We start from the raw sequence: 18,671 nt of genomic DNA on the forward strand, positions 1-18,671 counted from the left end.
TTCAGACCAATCCCTCCAGCGTGGTCTGGGCCTTGCCGAGCGCGTCGCCCGGCGCGGCGTTGCCGGTCAGGACCTGCTTCCAGCCGTCCTCGATCGCCTTCTGAATCGCGGCGCCCTTGTCCGGCGACGGGATCGGGGTCGCGTAGCTGAGCGCCTGGTACAGGAACTCCGACCCCTTCGGCGCGTCGGTGAGGAACGACTCGCTGTTCGCGATCGACTTCCGCGCCGGGACGATGGTGCCGCCGAGCTGGGCGAACGTGGACGACCCTTCCTTCGAGATCAGGAACTTGATGAATGTCCAGGCGTCGTCCTTCTTCTTCGACGCCTTCAGGATCGGGTACCCGTTCCAGCCGACCGGCGAGCCCTGCTCGACCTTCGTCGGCCAGGGCACGATGCCCATCTTCTGGGTCGCCTTCAGGTTCCGGATGCTGATGATCGGCCAGCGCCCGCCGCCGAACATCGCCAGCTTGCCCTGCGCGGCCGCGGTGAACGCGTCGAAGGTGCCGCCGGGGGGCGGGGACAGCTTGTCGGCCACGAGCTTGCGGTTGAACTCGGCCGCCTCGATCACCTTCGCGTCGTCGTACGTCGGCTTCGACCAGTCCTCCGTGAAGCTGCTGGTGCCGTTGGTGAGCAGCCACGGCATGATCGCGGCGAAGTACGCCGAGTCCGCGGCGTACCCGAAGGCCCCGGTCTTCGCCTTGATCTGCTCGCACGCGCTGCGGAAGTCGTCCCAGGTCCACTTCGCGGTCGGTTCCGGTACGCCGGCCTTCGCGAACAGGTCCTTCGAGTACCACATGCACATCGTGTTGAACTCACCCGGCAGGTAGTACGTCTTGCCGTCGGTGGAGGCGTACTTCTTGTTCCACTCGATCAGGTTCGGGTCCATGTCGGCGTGGTACTCGTCGATCGTCGACTGGTCCTTCTTGATGTACTCGTCGAGCGGCTCGAGCAGGCCCTTGGAGGCGAACAGCCGCTGGCCCTCGGTGGCGATCTGGATGACGTCGGGCACCTGGCCGCCGGCGATCCGGGTGGACAGCTTGTTGAAGAAGTCGCCCCAGTTCGACAGCGGGATGCCCTCGGCCTTGAGCTTGATCTCGGGGTGCTGCTCGGTGAACTTCGCGAACAGCTTGTTCCAGGTCGCCTGCTGCTCCGCCGTCCCCATGTAGACGAACGACAGCTCCTTCGACGACGCCCCGCCGCCACCGCTCCCACCCCCGCCGCAGCCGGCCAGCGCGGCGGCGAGCGCCGTACCGCCGGTGGCCTGTAAGAAACGTCGCCGATTCAGCAGGGGTTGATCCATGATCGGACCTCTCTGGCGGGAAATCGATTTCTCGGAAGCATAGTCCCGGAGGCCGAAACGGTGTCAAGAGTCGGGCGCCAGGAAAGTCACGGGTAAACCTTCACGGCGCCAAGCGGTCTGCGGGACGCGTACACGCCCAACCGGGTGAGCGCCGACCTCGGTGTCTGCCGGTCGCAGTTCGGTCTGTCCGCCTGCACGACGGCCAATGGCCGCCTGCGAATCATCGACCAGTTCGGCGGTCGTGACGGCGGCGATGCAGCCGGGAGTCGTTGCCATCTCCAACAGTTACGGCGGCGGCGACGCGTCCGACGCGACGTACGGCAGCTGTCCGGCGTCCTCGTCGTACACGACGACGGTCGGCGGTACGTCGTTGGTTGCTGCCAGCAACACTCGCGGCTGGAACGAGACCGTCTGGGACGGTGCGGGCTCGGGGTGTCCGTACTTGCCCGACGACCGAATGGTGCGACACAGGGAGCGACCGCGTGGTGGCTGCGTGCAACGGCGTGGTTGCTCCTAGTACTGTTCCGAGCACGAAGGACAACCCTCGACTCCGCGACAATCCGGTGATTTCCCTTCCCCGGACCCTTCGGCAGGCTTAAGGTCAGCCCCCGGGACGGGTCGTGGAGGGCGACCCGCAACACGAACTCCATGGAGATTTGCTGTGACGACATCACGCAGAGGGCGGGGGCTCCTGGCAGTCTCTGCCGTCTCCGCGGCCGCCACCGTGCTGGCCATGACCGCCGGTGGCGCGGACGCCGCGCAGAATTCCGGTGCCGAAGGCAAGAAGCCGGCGCAGGCCGAGCAGACGGCCGGCAAGGAGCGGATGGGCAACTACGACGCCCGGACGCCGAATGCCCGGACCACCTACGCCCGCGCCGCGAAGGTCGCCGGCAAGGAAACGGCCGCGGCGAAGAAGTTCCGCGACTCGCTCGGCACCCAGGGCGTCGTCGAGGTCGACCCGAACACCGGCACCCCGGCCCAGGTCACCAAGCTGAACGGCTTCCTGACCGGTAAGAGCGCCAAGAAGGCCGCCGACGTGGCCCTCGGCTACGTGAAGGCCCACCCGGAGATCTTCAAGCTCTCCGACGCCGACCTCGGCACGCTGAAGCTGCGCAAGGACTACGTCGACGACCTCGGCACCCACCACATCTTCTGGACGCAGGTCGTCGACGGCGTCGAGGTGTTCGGCAACGGCCTGAAGGCCAACGTCACCAAGAACGGCCAGCTCATCTCCGTGATGGGGTCGCCGGTCGCTGGCCTGAGCACCGCGGCGCAGAGCCGGTCCGCCGCCGCGACGCCGAAGGTCTCCGCCGCGGGTGCCCGCAGCGCCGCGATCAAGGACGTCGGCGGTACGGCGAAGTCCGCGAACGCCACCACCAGCGGTGGCAGCACCAAGTGGGGCAACGGCGACACCGCCAAGCAGGTGTGGTTCCACACCGCCGACGGGCTCCGCAAGGGCTGGCTGACCTACACCAACTCCGGCGGCACCAAGATCTACAGCCACGTCGTCGACGCGCAGACCGGCTCGACGCTGTACCGCAAGGACCTGGTCAGCGAGGGCAACGGCGACGCGCTGGTCCAGGACAACTACCCGGGCGCTGCCAAGGGCGGCACCCAGCGGGTCGAGAACCTGATCTACAACAACTGGCTGCCCAAGAACGCGAAAACCCTCCTCGACGGTACGTCGGTCGCGGCCTGGGCGGACGTCAACGACGACAACCAGCCGAACGCCGGCGAGACGGTCAAGGTGCCTGGCACCAAGACCGGCGCGGAGTACAAGCTGGTGTCGTTCCCGAACGCGTCGTCGTACTGCTCGGCCTCGTTCATCTGCACCTGGGACCCGGCGAAGCCGGACTCCTGGAAGACGAACATGAACCAGGACGTCACCAACGCGTTCTACCTGGCCAGCAACTTCCACGACTGGCTGGCGAAGCCGCCGATCAGCTTCACCCCGGCGGCCGGCTCGTTCGACACGGCCGGCGGCGACCCGGTGCTGCTGAACGCCCTGGACGGCGCGGCCACCGGCGCGAACGGCGGCCCGGACGCCAACCATGTGAACAACGCGAACATGGCGACCCCGCCGGACGGCACCCCGCCGACCATGCAGATGTACCTGTTCCACGCGCCCGGCGCGACCGACGAGCAGGACGGCTACGTGCCGAGCAGCTCGGGCAACGACGCCAGCATCCTGTACCACGAGTACGGTCACGGCCTGTCCAACCGCCTGGTCGTGGATGCGACCGGCAACTCGACGCTGAACAGCATCCAGGCCGGCGCGATGGGCGAGGCGTGGAGCGACTTCTACGCGATGGACTACCTGGTCGCGAACGGTCTGGAGAAGGACACCGTGGCGCCGGGTGAGGTCCAGGAAGGCAAGTACGTCAGCCACGGCGAGCTGTTCCGGACCCAGGCCATCGACTGCCGCGTCAAGGCCAAGGCGCCGACCTGCGTCGCGGCCGACGGCTCGCAGGGTGGCTACACCTACGGCGACTTCCCGACCATCGGTGGTGCTCCCCAGGTGCACGCGTCCGGTGAGCTCTGGGCGCAGACCCTGTGGGACCTGCGTGAGCGCTTCGGTCGTGCCTACGCGATGAGCATCATCACCCGCGCGATGGAGCTGTCGCCGGCTGACCCGACGATGCTCGACATGCGCAACGCCATCGTCCAGGCCGACCTGGTCGCGACCGGCGGCAAGAACGCCGACGTCATCTGGACCGTGTTCGCCAACCGCGGCATGGGCTGGTACGCCGGTGTCGTCGACGGCGGCGACGCGTTCCCGGCGGAGGACTTCCACAAGCCGCCGACAGGTCCGACCACCACGCTCAGCGGCTCGGTGAAGGACAAGGACACCGGCGCTCCGGTGGCCGGCGCGCTGGTCTACGTCGGCGGACACTCCTCCGGTTACGCCGGTGACTACGCCGGTACGACGGACGCCTCCGGCAACTACAACATCACCGGCGTTGCCCCCGGCACCTACCCGAAGGTCGTCGTGTCCGCTCCGGGGTACGAGCTGATCGTGCAGTCGGTGAAGGTCACCCCGGGTGCCGCGGCGAACTTCGTCCCGCGGCGCAACTGGGCGGCCGCGTCCGGCGGCGGTGCCGTGACCGACTTCAACGGTCCGGACTTCAGCGACTACAACTGCGGCCCGGGCGGTGCGATCGACAACGTCCAGGGCACCGGCTGGGGCAGCACCACCGGCGACGACAACGGCACGCCGACCAACCAGATGATCGCCAAGCACATCGACATCAAGCTGCCGGAGAAGATCAACGTCAGCAGCTTCAACGTCGACCCGTCCAACACCTGCGGTGACCCCGGCAGCGCCTCGACCGGCAAGTACCGGATCGAGACGTCCGCCGACGGCACCACCTGGGCGACCGCGCAGGAGGGCGAGTTCACCTCCGCCAACCGGGGCAAGTACAACCTGCTCACCCCGAGCGGCAACGCGGCCGGCGTCCAGTACGTCCGCTTCTGGATGCTCAGCCCCCAGGTCCCGGACTTCGCCACGAACTGCCCCGCCGGCGCCTACGGCGGCTGCCAGTTCACCGACATGACCGAACTCCAGGTCTTCGGCACCAAGTAACCGCAGTACACCCCCGGAAGGCCGGCCGAGCACCCACTCGACCGGCCTTCCGGCGTTCCGCCCCCACCCGCCCCCGCCCCACCCACCCGGCGTCGCACCTGCCCCCGCGTCGCACCCGCTCCGCGCCCAACCCGCCCCGCGCCCGCCCCGCGCCCCGCCCCGCGCCCCGCCCCGCGCCGCGCCGCGCCCGCGCCGCGCCCCAACCCGCCCCGTGCCCCAACCCGCCCCGTGCCCGCCCCGCGCCCCAACCCGCCCCGTGCTGCACCCGCTCGCCCGGCATCTGGTGGGTGGGCGTTCGAGGTGCAGGGTTTACCACTCGGATCCGGGTAGTAAACCCTGCATCTGGTGGGCCAACCCATCAGAGGATGTGGCAGGGCGTGATGGTTCAGCGCGATGTCGCAGGGTCCGGATTCTGGACAAGGGGTAGTAAGTCGAGTGAACTAGTCTAATTTCGCTCGGGTGGAATCTGTCGCGTATCGGTGGTCGTCCTGGTCAGGTGGGTGGGGCGGCTACCGAGGCGCGCTCTATCAGGGTGGGGGTGAGGGTGGTGCGGCGGACGCGGCGGTTGGTGTCTACGGCGGATGTGACGCGCGAGACGACGTGGGTGACCAGCTCGTCGAGTGGCCAGTGGAACGTCGACAGGGGTGGGGTGAGCAGCTGGGACATCGGCTGGTCGTCGTACCCGAGCAGGGACAGGTCGTCGGGGATGCGCAGGCCGAGCTCGCGGCTGGCGGCGTACACCCCGAAGGCCATCGAGTCGGCGAGCGCGAGGATGCCGGTCGGTCGCGGGGTGTTGGTGAGCAGGGTGCGGGCGACGTCGGTGGCGCCGGCCAGGTCGTGCGGGCACTGCCGGAGCAGGATGGTCAGTCCGAGGTCCGCCGCCACCCGCTGAGCGATCTCCTCGGCAGGGCGCTCCACTTCGAAGCGGCGGGTCGGGCTCAGTACGGCGATGTCGCGGTGGCCGGCGTCCGCGAGGCGGCGCAGCGCCGTGCTCACACCGGACTCGTTGTCGAGAATCACCTCGGACTTCGCCTTCGCGCCAGGCAGGGCGTCGCCGATCGCGATCACCGGCACCTGCTGGGCGATGTCGGCCCAGGCCTTGGCGGCCGGGTTGATCGGGACCACCACGATCGCGTCGGCGCGGTGGTCGACCAGGTGCTGGGCGAGCTCGAGCTGCCGGTCGGCGTCGCCGGCGGAGTCGATGATCCAGGCGTTGCGGTCCGGGGCGAGGAGCTCGCGGCCGAGGGCGGCGGCGAGGCGCTGCTGCCAGAGGTCTTCGAGCGAGGCGCACAGGACGCCGATCGAGCCGCTGCGGCCGGACGCGAGCGCGCGGGCGACCGGGTCGGCCTGGTAGCCGAGGCGGTCGGCGGCGTCCTGGACCCGCTGCCGGGTCTCGGGCGTGCCGTGCAGACCGCGCAGTGCGTACGACACGGCGGCCATCGAGAGCCCGGTCTCGGCAGCGATGTCCTTGAGGGTTGGCCTCCGACCGGTTCCGGACATGTCCACGACCTTAGGGCATGGGCGCCGATCCAGCGCCTACTGCGCGGCACTCGGCGGCGCATCTCGCCGCACCGGTGCAAAGGCCACGATGCTCCGCATCGAGACCTTCGCCCCGGCGCGCCGAGCTACACCCCCGAGCACCTGCTCGCGACGACGCTGGATCGGCGCCCATGCCCTAGCCCCAGCCATGGACAGAAACTTGACAGGCGCACCATTGAAGCGCTTCACTCTACACATACTGAAGCGCTTCAATCTGATCAAACCGGCGGGAGGAGAGGGTGATGATCGACGTTCACCAGCACCTCTGGCCGGAGGCGTTCGTGGAGCGGTTGCGGGCGCGCCGCGAGCCGCCGTACCTCGACGGCTGGACGCTGCACACCGCGACCGAGGCGCCGTACGACGTGGATCCGGCGGCGCATGAGATCGGTAAGCGGGTCGCCCTCGAGCGGGACGCCGGTACGACGCTCGCCGCAGTGTCGCTGTCGAGCCCGCTCGGCGTCGAAGAACTGGGGGATGCCGAGCTGCTCGCCGCCTGGCACGACGGGGCCGCCGAGCTCCCCGCGCCGTTCCGCGCATGGGCGTCCGTCGATCTGCTCGAGCCGGATGTCGCTGGGCTGGAATCCCTGCTCCACAAGGGCTTTCTGGGATTGCAGCTGCCGGCGCACGTGCTCGGTACGCCGTCCGCGTGGGAGGCGCAAGGGGAGTTGCTGAGCGCCGTCGAGCGGATGGGGAAGCCGATCCTGGTGCATCCCGGCGCGGCGTCGTCGACCGCGGCGCCCGGCTGGTGGGCGCCGGTCGTGGACTACAGCACGCAACTGCAGGCCGCCTGGTGGGCATGGCATGCCTTCGGCGGACGGCGTACGTACCCGGGCCTGCGGTTGTGTTTCGTCGCCGCGGCCGGTCTCGCGCCGGTGCACCACGAGCGGCTGACGGCGCGCGGCGGACGCCTCGGCACCATCGATCCGAATCTGTACGTCGACACCTCGAGCTACGGCCCGCAGGGAATCGACGCGGTCGCGCGGGTCCTCGGCATCGACCAGGTCGTGCACGGCACGGACCGGCCGTACGCGGACACCACCGACCTTCGCCAGGGCGACGCCGCGACCGCGGTGATCCGCCACGACAACCCGCACCGGCTCCTGTTCGGCGCCGGATCCGAGGGTGCGTCTCCCAACCCCACGCCTACTGCGCGGCACTCGGCGGGCACCTCGCTGAGCGGGAGCGAAGGGAACGATGAACCAACATCGACCCCTCCGCTCCCGCTCACCGAGGCACTCCGCCGAGCACCTGCTCGCTACGGCGTGGGGTTGGAAGACGCACCCAACTGAGAGGGGAGTGCAGTGACTGCTCAGCCCATCGACGTACCCAACGTCCCGGCGCGCCAGGCCAGCCGGCTCGTGGAGCTCAACAACTGTCTGTCGCTGGACGACCTCCCGGGTCGTGATCTGACGCCGGACGAGCTGTCCGAGCTGGCCGCGTCGATCGCCGCGCAGCCGCACCTGTGGGAGGACAAGGTCGCGTACAGCGACGAGGAGCGGGTGTTCGCCTCGCTCCACCGGGACGCGAACGTCGACGTCTGGCTGATCTGCTGGACGCCGGTCAACGACACCGGCTGGCACGACCACGACGTCTCCTCTGGCGCGGTAGCCGTTGCCCGGGGCAAGCTCGTCGAACACAACCTCGCCGTCGGCACCGCCGCGATCGAGACCGAGGTCGAGGCCGGCGACGTGTACGGCTTCGGCCCCGACCACATCCACCGGCTCACCGGCCTCGACAAGGGCAGCGTCACCATCCACGCCTACAGCCCACCCCTGTGGCGCATGGGCCAGTACTCCGTCAAGGACGGCGTCCTCCGCCGCGTCTCCGTCTCGTACGCCGACGAACTCCGCCCGATCGACTGAGGACCTCTTCACGCAGCGCCCATTCTCTGACTAAGGTCAGAGAATGGGTGTGGCGGAGGTACGGCGGTTCAACCGGGTCGTCACGCAGCGGGTCGGGGCGCTGCACGACGCCTATCTGTCCCGGGGCCGGCCGCTCGGGCAGGACCGGGTGCTGTGGGAGATCGGGCCGAACGGGTGTGACGTCCGCTCGTTGCGGGCCCGGCTCGATCTCGATTCCGGGTACGTGAGCCGGCTGCTCCGGTCGCTGGAGACGGCCGGGCTGGTCCGCGTCGAGCCGAGCGAGGACGACGGCCGGGTGCGGATCGCCCGGTTGACCGCGGACGGCCTCGCCGAGCGGCAGGTGCTGGACGAGCGGTCGGACGAACTCGCGGAGTCGATCCTCGAGCCGCTCGACGGGCGGCAGCGGAAGCGGCTGGTTGCCGCGATGGACGAGGTGGCGCGGTTGCTGACCGCGTCGATGGTGCGGGTCGACGCGGTGGACCCGCGGCTACCGGCGGCGCAGTACTGCCTGGAGTCGTACTTCGCCGAGCTCGGCGAGCGCTTCGAGGCCGGGTTCGACCGGTCGCGAAGCATCTCCGCGGACAACGCCGAGTTGACGCCGCCCGCCGGGTTGTTGCTGATGGCAACACTTCACGCCGAGCCGGTCGGCTGCGGCGCGCTCAAGTTCCACGGCACCGACCCGGCCGAGATCAAGCGGATGTGGGTCGCCACCGACGCGCGCGGACTCGGCCTGGGCCGCCGCCTCCTCACCGAACTCGAACGCGCGGCGGCCGCCCACGGAGCTCCCGCCGTACGGCTGGAGACCAACCGCAACCTGACCGAGGCGATCGCCCTCTACCGTTCCGCGGGCTACCAGGACGTCCCGCCCTTCAACACCGAGCCCTACGCACATCACTGGTTCGAGAAGCGCCTCTAAGGGCCACTCGGGGCGCAAGTGGATATGGAAACTGGGCCAGGCCGCTCGTTAGCGTCGGGGCCATGAGGATTCGGGTGGTCGACGCGTTCACCGAGCGGGCCTTCGCGGGGAATCCGGCGGGGGTCTGTGTGCTCGAGGCAGGGGACTGGCCGGACGAGGGCTGGATGCAGAGCGTTGCTGCCGAGCTGAAGCACGCGGAGACGGCGTTCGTCCGCCCGTCGGCCGGATCCGAGGCGGACTGGGACCTGCGCTGGTTCACGCCGACGAAGGAAGTGGTGTTGTGCGGCCACGCGACGTTGGCGACAGCGCACGTGCTGGCGGCGGACGGGAAGGTTTCCGGCAAGGCGAGCTTCGCGACGCTGAGCGGCGTACTGGTCGCGGACGTCACTGACGACGGCATCACCCTGGACTTCCCGGTCAACCGCCCGATCGACCTGCCGGCTCCGGACGGGCTGGCCGCGGCGGTGGGCGTCGAGCCGCAGGAGGTCTACGTCACGGGCGAGCTGCGCGATCTGCTGGTCGTCGTCGCCGACGAGGCGACGGTCCTCGCGGTGCAACCGCAGTACGACGAGATCGCGGCGATCACGGTCCGGGAGAAGCTGCGCGGGGTGATCGTGACCGCACAGGGATCGGAGTACGACTTCGTCTCGCGGTTCTTCGCTCCGGCGAGCGGGATCCCGGAGGACCCGGTCACGGGGAGCGCGCACACGAGCCTGGCGCCGTACTGGGCCGAACGCCTCGGGCGGGACGACCTGGTGGGCTACCAGGCGTCCGCCCGAGGCGGGGTCGTCCAGGTGGTACCGGCCGGCGACCGCGTCTACCTCAAGGGCCGCGCGGTCACCGTCCTGGACGGTGAACTACTCGTCTAGGCCCACGTCTCGGCGTGCGTCGCGACGCCGTTCGGGGCGATCAGTTCGGTGACGACGTCCTCGGCGTCGGCGTCCAGCGGTTCGAAGGGCGGTTCGGGTACGACGTACGCCCGGGCGCCGGCCACCATCTCGATGCCCGGCAGCTCGAACCACGCCTCGCCGACCTCGCGGCTGATCTCGTAGATCGCCTGCTCGGCGGTGTCGACCGGGTCGCGGTCGCCGGACTCGTCCAGCTCGGCGGGGTGCCGCTCCTGGGCGGCGCGACCGGCCTCCAGCAGCGCGTCCAGGTCGACCACGCGCAGGTCGAACCGCGACACCACGCTGATCACCTGGTCGTCCTCGACCTCTTCGTCGTCCTCGTCGTCGGACTCGTCCAGCAGCAGCGGCGTCGTACCGGTGTGCTCGAAGACGGCGTCGTTCCAGTCCTCGACCACGCCCTCGAGCGCGGCGTTGTGCTCGAAGAGCGTCGCGTGGTCCTCCTCGCCGGTCATCGCGAGCAGCGCTTCGGTGTGTGCCAGGAGCCGCTCGGAGAGCTTGCGGCTCGCCTCGAGGAGAGCGGCCCGGGTCTCCGCGGAGAAGAACTGCTCGGCGGGGGCGGGGGTGTCCAGTTCGGTCACGTGGTTGTTCTTCCCTGTCTGTCGGTGGGATTGCCAGCGTAAGTATGTGAGAACCCTGTGAGAGCTGTGTCAGCGGGTGTGAGAGGCCTGCGAGAACACTCCTGATCGGGCAGCGACCGGTGTGCAGTGAAGTCATGAGTTCTGAGAACATCGCCGGCCTCGTCGTGGCCGTTGCTCTGGTCCTCTATCTGATCGCCGCCCTGGTCTTTCCCGAGAGGTTCTGATGTCGGACACCGCTGCCGGCCTGTTGCAGGTCGGCCTTCTCCTCGCCTGTCTGGCGGCCGTCTACCGGCCGCTCGGCGGCTACATGGCCAGGGTCTACACGTCGGACAAGGACCTGGCGTTCGAGCGTGCGACGTACAAACTGTTCGGCGTCGATGCGAAGGCGGACCAGACCTGGGCAGTGTATGCCCGCTCGGTGATCGCGTTCTCCGTCGTCGGGCTGGTGCTGTTGTTCCTGCTCCAGCGCGTGCAGCACTGGCTGCCGTTGTCGCTCGGCCTGCCGAACGTCGAGTCCGGTCTGGCGTTCAACACCGCCGCGTCGTTCGTGTCCAACACCAACTGGCAGAACTACGTGCCCGAGGCGACCCTCGGCCACCTGGTCCAGTTCGCCGGACTGGCGGTGCAGAACTTCCTGTCCGCCGCCGTCGGCATGGCCGTGGCGGTCGCGGTGATCCGCGGCTTCGCGCGGTCGAAGACGGACCGGCTCGGCAACTTCTGGGTCGACCTGACCCGGACGACCCTGCGGATCCTGCTCCCGATCGCGGTCGTCGGCACGCTGGTGCTGGTCGCGCTGGGCGTCGTACAGAACTTCTCAGGTGGGCACGAGATCACTTCGGTCGTCGGCCAGTCGCAGACCGTCCCCGGCGGGCCGGTGGCCAGCCAGGAGGTCATCAAGGAGCTCGGCACGAACGGCGGCGGCTACTACAACGCCAACTCCGCGCACCCGTTCGAGAACCCGAACCCGCTGTCCAACCTGTTCGAGATCTTCCTCCTGCTGCTCATCCCGGTCTGCATCACCCGCACCTTCGGCCTGATGGTGAAGGACAAGCGGCAGGGGTACGCGATCCTCGGCGTGATGGGCACGCTCTGGGCTGCCTTCACCTTCGCCGCGACGTTCTTCGAGAACCAGGGCGCGGGTACGGCGACCCACGCCGCGGGCGCCGCGATGGAAGGCAAGGAGACTCGCTTCGGCGAATGGGCGTCGGCGCTGTTCGCGACCTCCACGACCGGTACGTCGACAGGCGCCGTGAACTCCATGCACGACTCGTTCACCCCGCTCGGCGGCGGTACGGCGCTGTTCCACATGATGCTCGGGGAGGTGTCGCCCGGCGGTGTAGGCACCGGTCTGTACGGCATGCTGATCCTCGCGATCCTCACCGTGTTCGTCGCGGGCCTGATGGTCGGGCGTACGCCGGAGTACCTGAAGAAGAAGATCACCGCGCGCGAGATGAAGCTCGTCTCGCTCTACATCCTGACGACGCCGGCCGTCGTCCTCGTCGGCGCCTCGATCGCGATGGGGCTGGCCGTGGCGCGGGCCTCGATCCTCAACGTCGACAGCCCGCACGGGTTCTCCGAGGTGCTGTACGCGTTCACGTCGGCCGGCAACAACAACGGCAGCGCGTTCGCCGGGCTGAGCGGGAACATCCCCTTCTACAACGTCGCTCTCGGTCTGGCGATGCTGCTCGGCCGGTTCGTGCCGATCGTGTTCGCGCTGGCCCTGGCCGGCTCGCTCGCACGGCAGCAGCCGGTGCCGGTGACCCAGGGCACGCTGCCCACCCACAGGGCCCTGTTCGTGACGATGCTCGTCGGTGTCGTCGTGATCGTGACCGGCCTGACCTACTTCCCCGCCCTGACTCTCGGACCCCTCGCGGAGGGACTGTGACCACCCTGATGACGCCGCCCGTCTCGAAACCGGCGGCACCCCCGAAGACGGCACCGTCGGGTCTGTTCGACCCGAAGATGCTGCTCACCTCGCTGCCGGACGCGCTGCGCAAGCTCGATCCGCGGGTGATGTGGAAGAACCCGGTGATGTTCGTCGTCGAGGTCGGCGCGGTCGCGGCGACGGTCCTCGCCTTCACCGACTCCAGCGTGTTCGTCTGGTGGATCGTGGTGTGGCTGTGGCTGACCGTGCTCTTCGCGAACCTGGCGGAGGCGGTCGCGGAGGGTCGCGGCAAGGCCCAGGCCGAGACGCTGCGCCGGGCGAAGACCGAGACCACGGCCCGGCGGCTGACCGGCGACGGCAGTGAGGAGCAGATCCCCGCGACCCAACTGCAGCTCGGCGACCTGGTCGTCGTCGAGGCCGGCCAGATCATCCCCGGCGACGGAGACGTCGTCGAGGGCGTGGCGAGTGTCGACGAGTCGGCGATCACCGGCGAGTCCGCGCCGGTCATCCGCGAGTCGGGTGGCGACCGGAGCGCGGTCACCGGCGGTACGACGGTGTTGTCGGACCGGATCGTCGTGAAGATCACCACCAGGCCCGGCGAGAGCTTCATCGACCGGATGATCGCCCTGGTCGAGGGCGCCGCCCGGCAGAAGACGCCGAACGAGATCGCGCTGAACATCCTGCTGGCGAGCCTGACGATCGTGTTCATGATCGCGACCGTGACGCTGCCGACGTTCGCGAGGTACGCGAACACGGACCTGAGCATCGTGATCCTGGTCGCGCTGCTGGTCTGCCTGATCCCGACCACGATCGGCGCGCTGCTGTCCGCGATCGGTATCGCGGGCATGGACCGGCTGGTGCAGCGCAACGTGCTGGCGATGTCCGGTCGCGCGGTCGAGGCCGCGGGCGACGTGAACACCCTGCTGCTGGACAAGACCGGCACGATCACGCTGGGCAACCGGCAGGCGGCCGAGTTCATCCCGGTGCAGGGTGTGACCGACACGGAGCTGGCCGACGCGGCGCAGCTGTCCAGCCTCGCGGACGAGACGCCGGAGGGCCGGTCGATCGTCGTCCTGGCGAAGACCGGGTACGGCCTGCGCGAGCGGCACACGGGAGAGTTGCCGCACGCGACGTTCGTGGAGTTCACCGCGCAGACCCGGATGAGCGGTGTGGACGTGGACGGGCGTCAGGTGCGCAAGGGTGCGGCCGGTGCGGTGAACGTATGGATCACCAGCCAAGGTGGGACGAGCGACCCGAAGCTCGGCGAGATCGTCGACGGGATCTCGGCCTCCGGCGGAACCCCGCTGGTCGTTGCCGAGAGCATCGATGGGACGGCCCGCGCGCTGGGTGTCATCCACCTCAAGGACGTCGTCAAGGAGGGGATGCGGGAGCGGTTCGACCAGATGCGCGCGATGGGCATCCGGACCGTGATGATCACCGGTGACAACCAGCTGACCGCGAAGGCGATCGCCGACGAGGCCGGGGTCGACGACTTCCTGGCCGAGGCGACGCCCGAGGACAAGATGGCGCTGATCAAGAAGGAGCAGGAGGGCGGCCGGCTGGTCGCGATGACCGGCGACGGTACCAACGACGCCCCGGCGCTCGCACAGGCCGATGTCGGCGTGGCGATGAACTCCGGTACGTCGGCCGCCAAGGAGGCCGGCAACATGGTCGACCTCGACTCGAACCCGACCAAGCTGATCGAGATCGTCGAGATCGGCAAGCAGTTGCTGATCACCCGCGGTTCGCTGACCACGTTCTCGATCGCGAACGACGTGGCGAAGTACTTCGCGATCCTGCCGGCGCTCTTCGCTCCCGTGTACCCGGGGCTGGACAAGCTGAACGTGATGGGCCTGCACTCGCCGGAGTCCGCGATCGTGTCGGCGATCGTCTTCAACGCCCTCGTCATCGTCGCCCTGGTGCCGCTGGCCCTGCGGGGCGTCCGGTACCGGCCGTCGTCGGCGTCGGCGATGCTGCGCCGCAATCTCCTCGTGTACGGCGTGGGCGGGCTGATCACGCCGTTCGTCGGGATCAAGATCCTCGATCTGGTGATCTCGCTGATCCCCGGTCTACGGTGAAAGGTAGTTGGTGATGGCAAGCAATCTGCCCGGCTGGGCCCGGCAGTTCGGGGTGGCGCTGCGGGCGCTGCTCTTCTTCACGGTGGTTCTGGGCATCGGCTATCCGCTGGTGATGACCGGTGCCTCCCAGGTGCTGTTCCACGGCAATGCGAACGGCTCGATCGTCGAGATGAACAGCAAGCCCGTGGCCTCGGACCTCATCGGCCAGGCGTACACGATGGACAGCGGCAAGAAGAACGCGGAAGGCGAGCCGATCATGGTCGCGGACCCGAAGTGGTTCCAGACCCGGCCGTCCGCGGGCGACTACGACGCGATGGCCAGCGGCGGGTCCAACCTCGGCCCGAACAACGCCGACCTGACCGCGGCGATCGCTGAGCGCCGCAAGACGGTCGCGGAACTGGAGGGCGTCGACCCGTCCCAGGTCCCGCCGGACGCCGTCACGGCCGGCGCCAGCGGGCTCGATCCCGACATCAGCCCGGCGTACGCCGCTCTCCAGATCGCCCGGGTCGCCCGGGAGCGCGGCCTGTCCGTGGAGGAGGTGAAGGAGCTGGTCGAGGAGAACACGAAGGGCCGCACGCTGGGCTTCCTGGGGGAGCCGCGGGTCAACGTGGTGACGCTGAACGCCGCGCTGGCGACGAGCTGAGATCATCGAAGTATGAAGCGCGGCCATCTACGGGTATATCTGGGCGCCGCGCCCGGCGTCGGCAAGACGTACAAGATGCTGGGTGAGGGGCAACGACGCCTTGGCCGGGGCACGGACGTCGTGATCGGGTTCGTCGAGACACACGGCCGGAAGAACACCGCGGAGATGCTCGCGGGGCTGGAGCTCGTGCCGCGGAAGATCATGGACCACCGCGGCGCGAGCTTCACCGAGATGGATCTGGATGCCGTCCTGACTCGCCGTCCTTCCGTGGCGCTGGTTGACGAGATGGCGCACACCAACGTTCCCGGCAGCCGGAACGAGAAGCGCTGGCAGGACATCGAGGAGCTGCTGGCCGCCGGGATCGACGTGATCACCACGGTGAACATCCAGCACCTGGAGTCGATCAACGACGTGGTCGAGAAGATCACCGGCGTACCGCAGCAGGAGACGGTCCCGGACCGGGTGGTGCGGGCCGCCGACCAGATCGAGCTGGTCGACATGACACCGGAGGCGCTGCGCCGGCGGATGGCCCACGGCAACATCTACGCCGCCGACAAGGTGGACGCTGCCCTGGGCAACTACTTCCGGGTCGGCAACCTGTCCGCGCTGCGCGAGCTCGCGCTGCTCTGGCTCGCCGACCGCGTGGACGCCGGCCTGCAGCAGTACCGTGCGCAGCACGACATCGACTCGACCTGGGACACCCGCGAGCGGGTCGTCGTCGCGCTCACCGGCGGCCCCGAGGGCGAGACCCTGATCCGGCGCGCAGCCCGGATCGCCGCGCGGTCCTCGGGCGGCGACCTGCTCGCGGTGCACGTCGCCCGCTCCGACGGGCTGACCGGCGCGAACCCGAAACAACTCGCGGAGCAGCGCAACCTCGTCGAGAAGATCGGCGGGACCTATCACCAGGTGATCGGCGACGACATCCCGGCCGCTCTGCTGACCTTCGCCCGTGCCGAGAACGCGACCCAGTTGGTCCTCGGAGGCAGCCGCCGGTCCCGGTTCGGTACGGCGTTCTCCGGGCCGGGCATCGGCGCCAGCACGATTCGCGATTCGGGTGACATCGACGTCCACATCGTCACGCACTCGGAGATGGGCCGGGGCAGGCTGCCGCGGACGCAGGGGAGCCTGTCGCGGCGCCGCAAGATCCAGGGGCTCGTCGTCGGGATCGCTCTCCAACCGCTGCTGGCGTTGCTGCTCGGCCTGGGCGACGACTCGCTGAACCTGACCAGCAACGTGCTGGCGTTCCTGCTCGCCGTGGTCGTGGTGGCGCTGATCGGTGGCCTGTGGCCGGCGCTGGTGACAGCGATCGGTGGGTCGATCGTGCTGAACTACTTCTTCACGCCGCCGACCGGTACGTTCACGATCGCCGAGTTCAACAATGCGCTGGCGCTGGTGATCTTCGTGCTGGTCGCGACGATGGTCAGCTCGGTCGTCGACCGCGCGGCCCGGCGTACCAGACAGGCTGCCCGCGCGGCCGCGGAGTCGGAGACGTTGGCGACCTTGGCCGGTTCGGTACTGCGGGGTGAGACAGGGCTGCCCGCCCTGCTCGAGCGGGTCCGCGAGGCGTTCGGGATGACCGGCGCGTGCCTGATGGAGCGGGTGGACGACGAGCTCACCGAGGTGTGGCGGCCGTTGGCCTCGGCCGGGACGCTGACCTGTACCCGGCCGGAGGAGGCCGACGCGGAGGTCCCGGCCCGGGACGATCTGGTCCTGGTACTGCAGGGTCACCAGTTGGAGGCGGACGAGCGGCGGCTGGTCGGGGCGATGGCGGCACACGCGGCCGCGCTGGTCGATCGGGCCCGGTTGAGCGAGGCGGCCGCCGAGGCGAAGCCGTTGGCCGAGGCCGACAAGTTGCGGACGGCGCTGCTCCGGGCCGTCGGTCACGACCTGCGGTCCCCGCTGGCGTCGGCGAAGGCGTCGGTGACGAGTCTGCGCAGCGACGATGTCGAGTGGAGTGAGTCGGAGCGCGCGGAGCTGCTGGAGACCGCGGACGAGTCGCTGGACCGGTTGTCGCGGTTGGTCGACAACCTGCTCGATCTGAGTCGGCTGCAGGCCGGCGTACTCCCGGTCTTCACCCGCCCGATGGCGCTGGACGAGATTCTGCCCGGCGTACTGTCCGAGCTGGGTGACGAAGCGGACCAGGTGACCGTCGACATCCCCCACACGCTGCCGCTGGTCGAGGCGGATCCGGCCCTGCTGGAACGCGTCGTGGCGAACCTGCTGGCGAACGCGATCCGCTACTCGCCGCCCGGACAGCCGCCCTTGGTCACCGGGAGCGCGCTCGGCGACACCGTCGAGATCCGGGTGATCGACCGCGGGCCGGGGATCCCTCAGCAGGACCGGGACCGGGTGTTCGCGCCGTTCCAGCGACTCGGCGACACCGACAACACGGTCGGCGTCGGGCTCGGGCTGGCGCTGGCCCGAGGACTCGCCGAGGCGATGCAGGGCACCTTGCAGCCCGAGGACACGCCAGGTGGTGGACTGACCATGGTGGTCTCGATCCCGACCGCTGTGGTGCGTCCCGACGTACCGGTCCCCGGAGCCCGCGAACGATCCGAACAGGAAGGGCGTGATGACTGAGTTGATGTCGCGACTCCGTCGCGACGGGTCATTGGGCTGTAACTCCCGTCCTTCCCTCGTCGCTCCGGTCGCTTCGCTCCCTGCGCTCCTCAGTCCAGGACGGGAGGCCCAATGACCAGGGTTCTCGTGGTTGACGACGAGCCGCAGATCGTGCGGGCGCTGCAGATCAACCTGAAGGCGCGCGGGTACGAGGTGCACGTGGCCGGCACCGGTACGGCGGCGCTGAAGGTGGCCGCTCAGCATCCGCCGGAGCTGGTGATCCTCGACCTCGGGCTGCCGGACTTCGACGGCGTGGACGTGATCCGCGGGCTGCGCGGCTGGACCGAGGCGCCGATCTTGGTGCTGTCCGGGCGGACCGACCAGACCGACAAGGTCGAGGCGCTGGACGCCGGCGCGGACGACTACGTGACCAAGCCGTTCGGGATCGACGAGCTGCTGGCCCGCATGCGCGCCGTACTGCGCCGCAGCAACGCCACGCAGGACCAGCCGGTCGTGACCGTCGGCGGCATCAGCGTCGACCTGTCCGCGAAGCGCGTCACGCCGGAGAACGGCGAGGACATCCGCCTCACCCCGACCGAGTGGCACCTGCTGGAGGTCCTGGTCCGCAACCCCGGCAAGCTGATGTCCCAACGCCAGCTCCTGACGGAGGTCTGGGGCCCCGGCTACGAAACCGCCGGTGGCAACCTCCGCTTCTACATGGGCCAGCTCCGCCGCAAGCTCGAACCCGACCCCGCCCGCCCGCGCCACCTGCTGACCGAGCCCGGAATGGGGTACAGGTTCGAGCCGTGACGTCCGTTTC

At 69.3% G+C, this 18,671-nt stretch carries 14 protein-coding genes; 11 read left to right on the plus strand and 3 right to left on the minus strand.

What is annotated here, in order from left to right; translation table 11 throughout:
• Position 1: 1 nt before the first annotated feature.
• Complete coding sequence (locus BJY22_RS07545) at positions 2 to 1,300, minus strand: ABC transporter substrate-binding protein (RefSeq protein WP_167204731.1); 1,299 nt, start codon at positions 1,298 to 1,300, stop codon at positions 2 to 4.
• A 733-nt stretch (positions 1,301 to 2,033) separates the two neighbouring features.
• Here BJY22_RS07545 and BJY22_RS07550 point away from each other — a divergent pair.
• On the plus strand, positions 2,034 to 4,883 hold the full coding sequence (locus tag BJY22_RS07550; RefSeq protein ID WP_202891026.1) for a M36 family metallopeptidase: 2,850 nt from the start codon (positions 2,034 to 2,036) through the stop codon (positions 4,881 to 4,883).
• A gap of 492 nt (positions 4,884 to 5,375) precedes the next feature.
• Here BJY22_RS07550 and BJY22_RS07555 read toward each other — a convergent pair whose 3' ends face one another.
• Complete coding sequence (locus BJY22_RS07555) at positions 5,376 to 6,383, minus strand: LacI family DNA-binding transcriptional regulator (protein ID WP_167204735.1); 1,008 nt, start codon at positions 6,381 to 6,383, stop codon at positions 5,376 to 5,378.
• 281 nt (positions 6,384 to 6,664) lie between these two features.
• Between BJY22_RS07555 and BJY22_RS07560 the strand changes: the two genes are divergently transcribed.
• From BJY22_RS07560 to BJY22_RS07575, 4 genes are all read left to right on the plus strand, one after another.
• Complete coding sequence (locus tag BJY22_RS07560) at positions 6,665 to 7,711, plus strand: amidohydrolase family protein (RefSeq protein WP_167204737.1); 1,047 nt, start codon at positions 6,665 to 6,667, stop codon at positions 7,709 to 7,711.
• Between the two features lie 12 nt (positions 7,712 to 7,723).
• Entirely contained in the window at positions 7,724 to 8,284 is a 561-nt protein-coding gene (locus tag BJY22_RS07565) for a cupin domain-containing protein (protein WP_167204739.1), read from the plus strand.
• 43 nt (positions 8,285 to 8,327) lie between these two features.
• A complete protein-coding gene (locus BJY22_RS07570; protein ID WP_167204741.1) occupies positions 8,328 to 9,200 on the plus strand; it encodes a MarR family winged helix-turn-helix transcriptional regulator in 873 nt (290 codons plus the stop codon).
• A gap of 62 nt (positions 9,201 to 9,262) precedes the next feature.
• Entirely contained in the window at positions 9,263 to 10,069 is an 807-nt protein-coding gene (locus BJY22_RS07575) for a PhzF family phenazine biosynthesis protein (RefSeq protein ID WP_167204743.1), read from the plus strand.
• On the opposite strand, the gene BJY22_RS07580 is transcribed toward BJY22_RS07575, so the two are convergent.
• Positions 10,066 to 10,686 carry a hypothetical protein gene (locus BJY22_RS07580; RefSeq protein ID WP_167204745.1) on the minus strand — a complete coding sequence of 207 codons (621 nt, stop codon included), beginning with the start codon at positions 10,684 to 10,686 and terminating at the stop codon, positions 10,066 to 10,068. The genes BJY22_RS07575 and BJY22_RS07580 overlap by 4 nt on opposite strands.
• Positions 10,687 to 10,820: 134 nt before the next feature.
• Between BJY22_RS07580 and kdpF the strand changes: the two genes are divergently transcribed.
• From kdpF to BJY22_RS07610, 6 genes are all read left to right on the plus strand, one after another.
• Complete coding sequence (gene kdpF / locus BJY22_RS07585) at positions 10,821 to 10,910, plus strand: K(+)-transporting ATPase subunit F (RefSeq protein ID WP_167204747.1); 90 nt, start codon at positions 10,821 to 10,823, stop codon at positions 10,908 to 10,910.
• Entirely contained in the window at positions 10,910 to 12,571 is a 1,662-nt protein-coding gene (gene kdpA, locus BJY22_RS07590) for a potassium-transporting ATPase subunit KdpA (protein ID WP_167204749.1), read from the plus strand. Before kdpF ends, kdpA begins: the two co-directional genes overlap by 1 nt.
• Before the next feature lie 8 nt (positions 12,572 to 12,579).
• Positions 12,580 to 14,649, plus strand: coding sequence for a potassium-transporting ATPase subunit KdpB (gene kdpB / locus BJY22_RS07595; protein WP_167217996.1), 2,070 nt, complete (start codon positions 12,580 to 12,582; stop codon positions 14,647 to 14,649).
• A 13-nt stretch (positions 14,650 to 14,662) separates the two neighbouring features.
• Positions 14,663 to 15,292, plus strand: a complete 630-nt coding sequence (kdpC, locus tag BJY22_RS07600) for a K(+)-transporting ATPase subunit C (RefSeq protein ID WP_167204751.1) — start codon at positions 14,663 to 14,665, stop codon at positions 15,290 to 15,292.
• A gap of 12 nt (positions 15,293 to 15,304) precedes the next feature.
• Positions 15,305 to 17,872: a sensor histidine kinase gene (locus BJY22_RS07605; RefSeq protein ID WP_167204753.1), complete on the plus strand. Its 2,568-nt coding sequence runs from the start codon at positions 15,305 to 15,307 to the stop codon at positions 17,870 to 17,872.
• A 111-nt stretch (positions 17,873 to 17,983) separates the two neighbouring features.
• A complete protein-coding gene (locus BJY22_RS07610) occupies positions 17,984 to 18,661 on the plus strand; it encodes a response regulator (RefSeq protein ID WP_167204755.1) in 678 nt (225 codons plus the stop codon).
• Positions 18,662 to 18,671: the final 10 nt, after the last annotated feature.

Origin of the sequence: Kribbella shirazensis (genome assembly GCF_011761605.1) — a bacterium.
In the GTDB taxonomy this organism is placed as follows: domain Bacteria; phylum Actinomycetota; class Actinomycetes; order Propionibacteriales; family Kribbellaceae; genus Kribbella; species Kribbella shirazensis.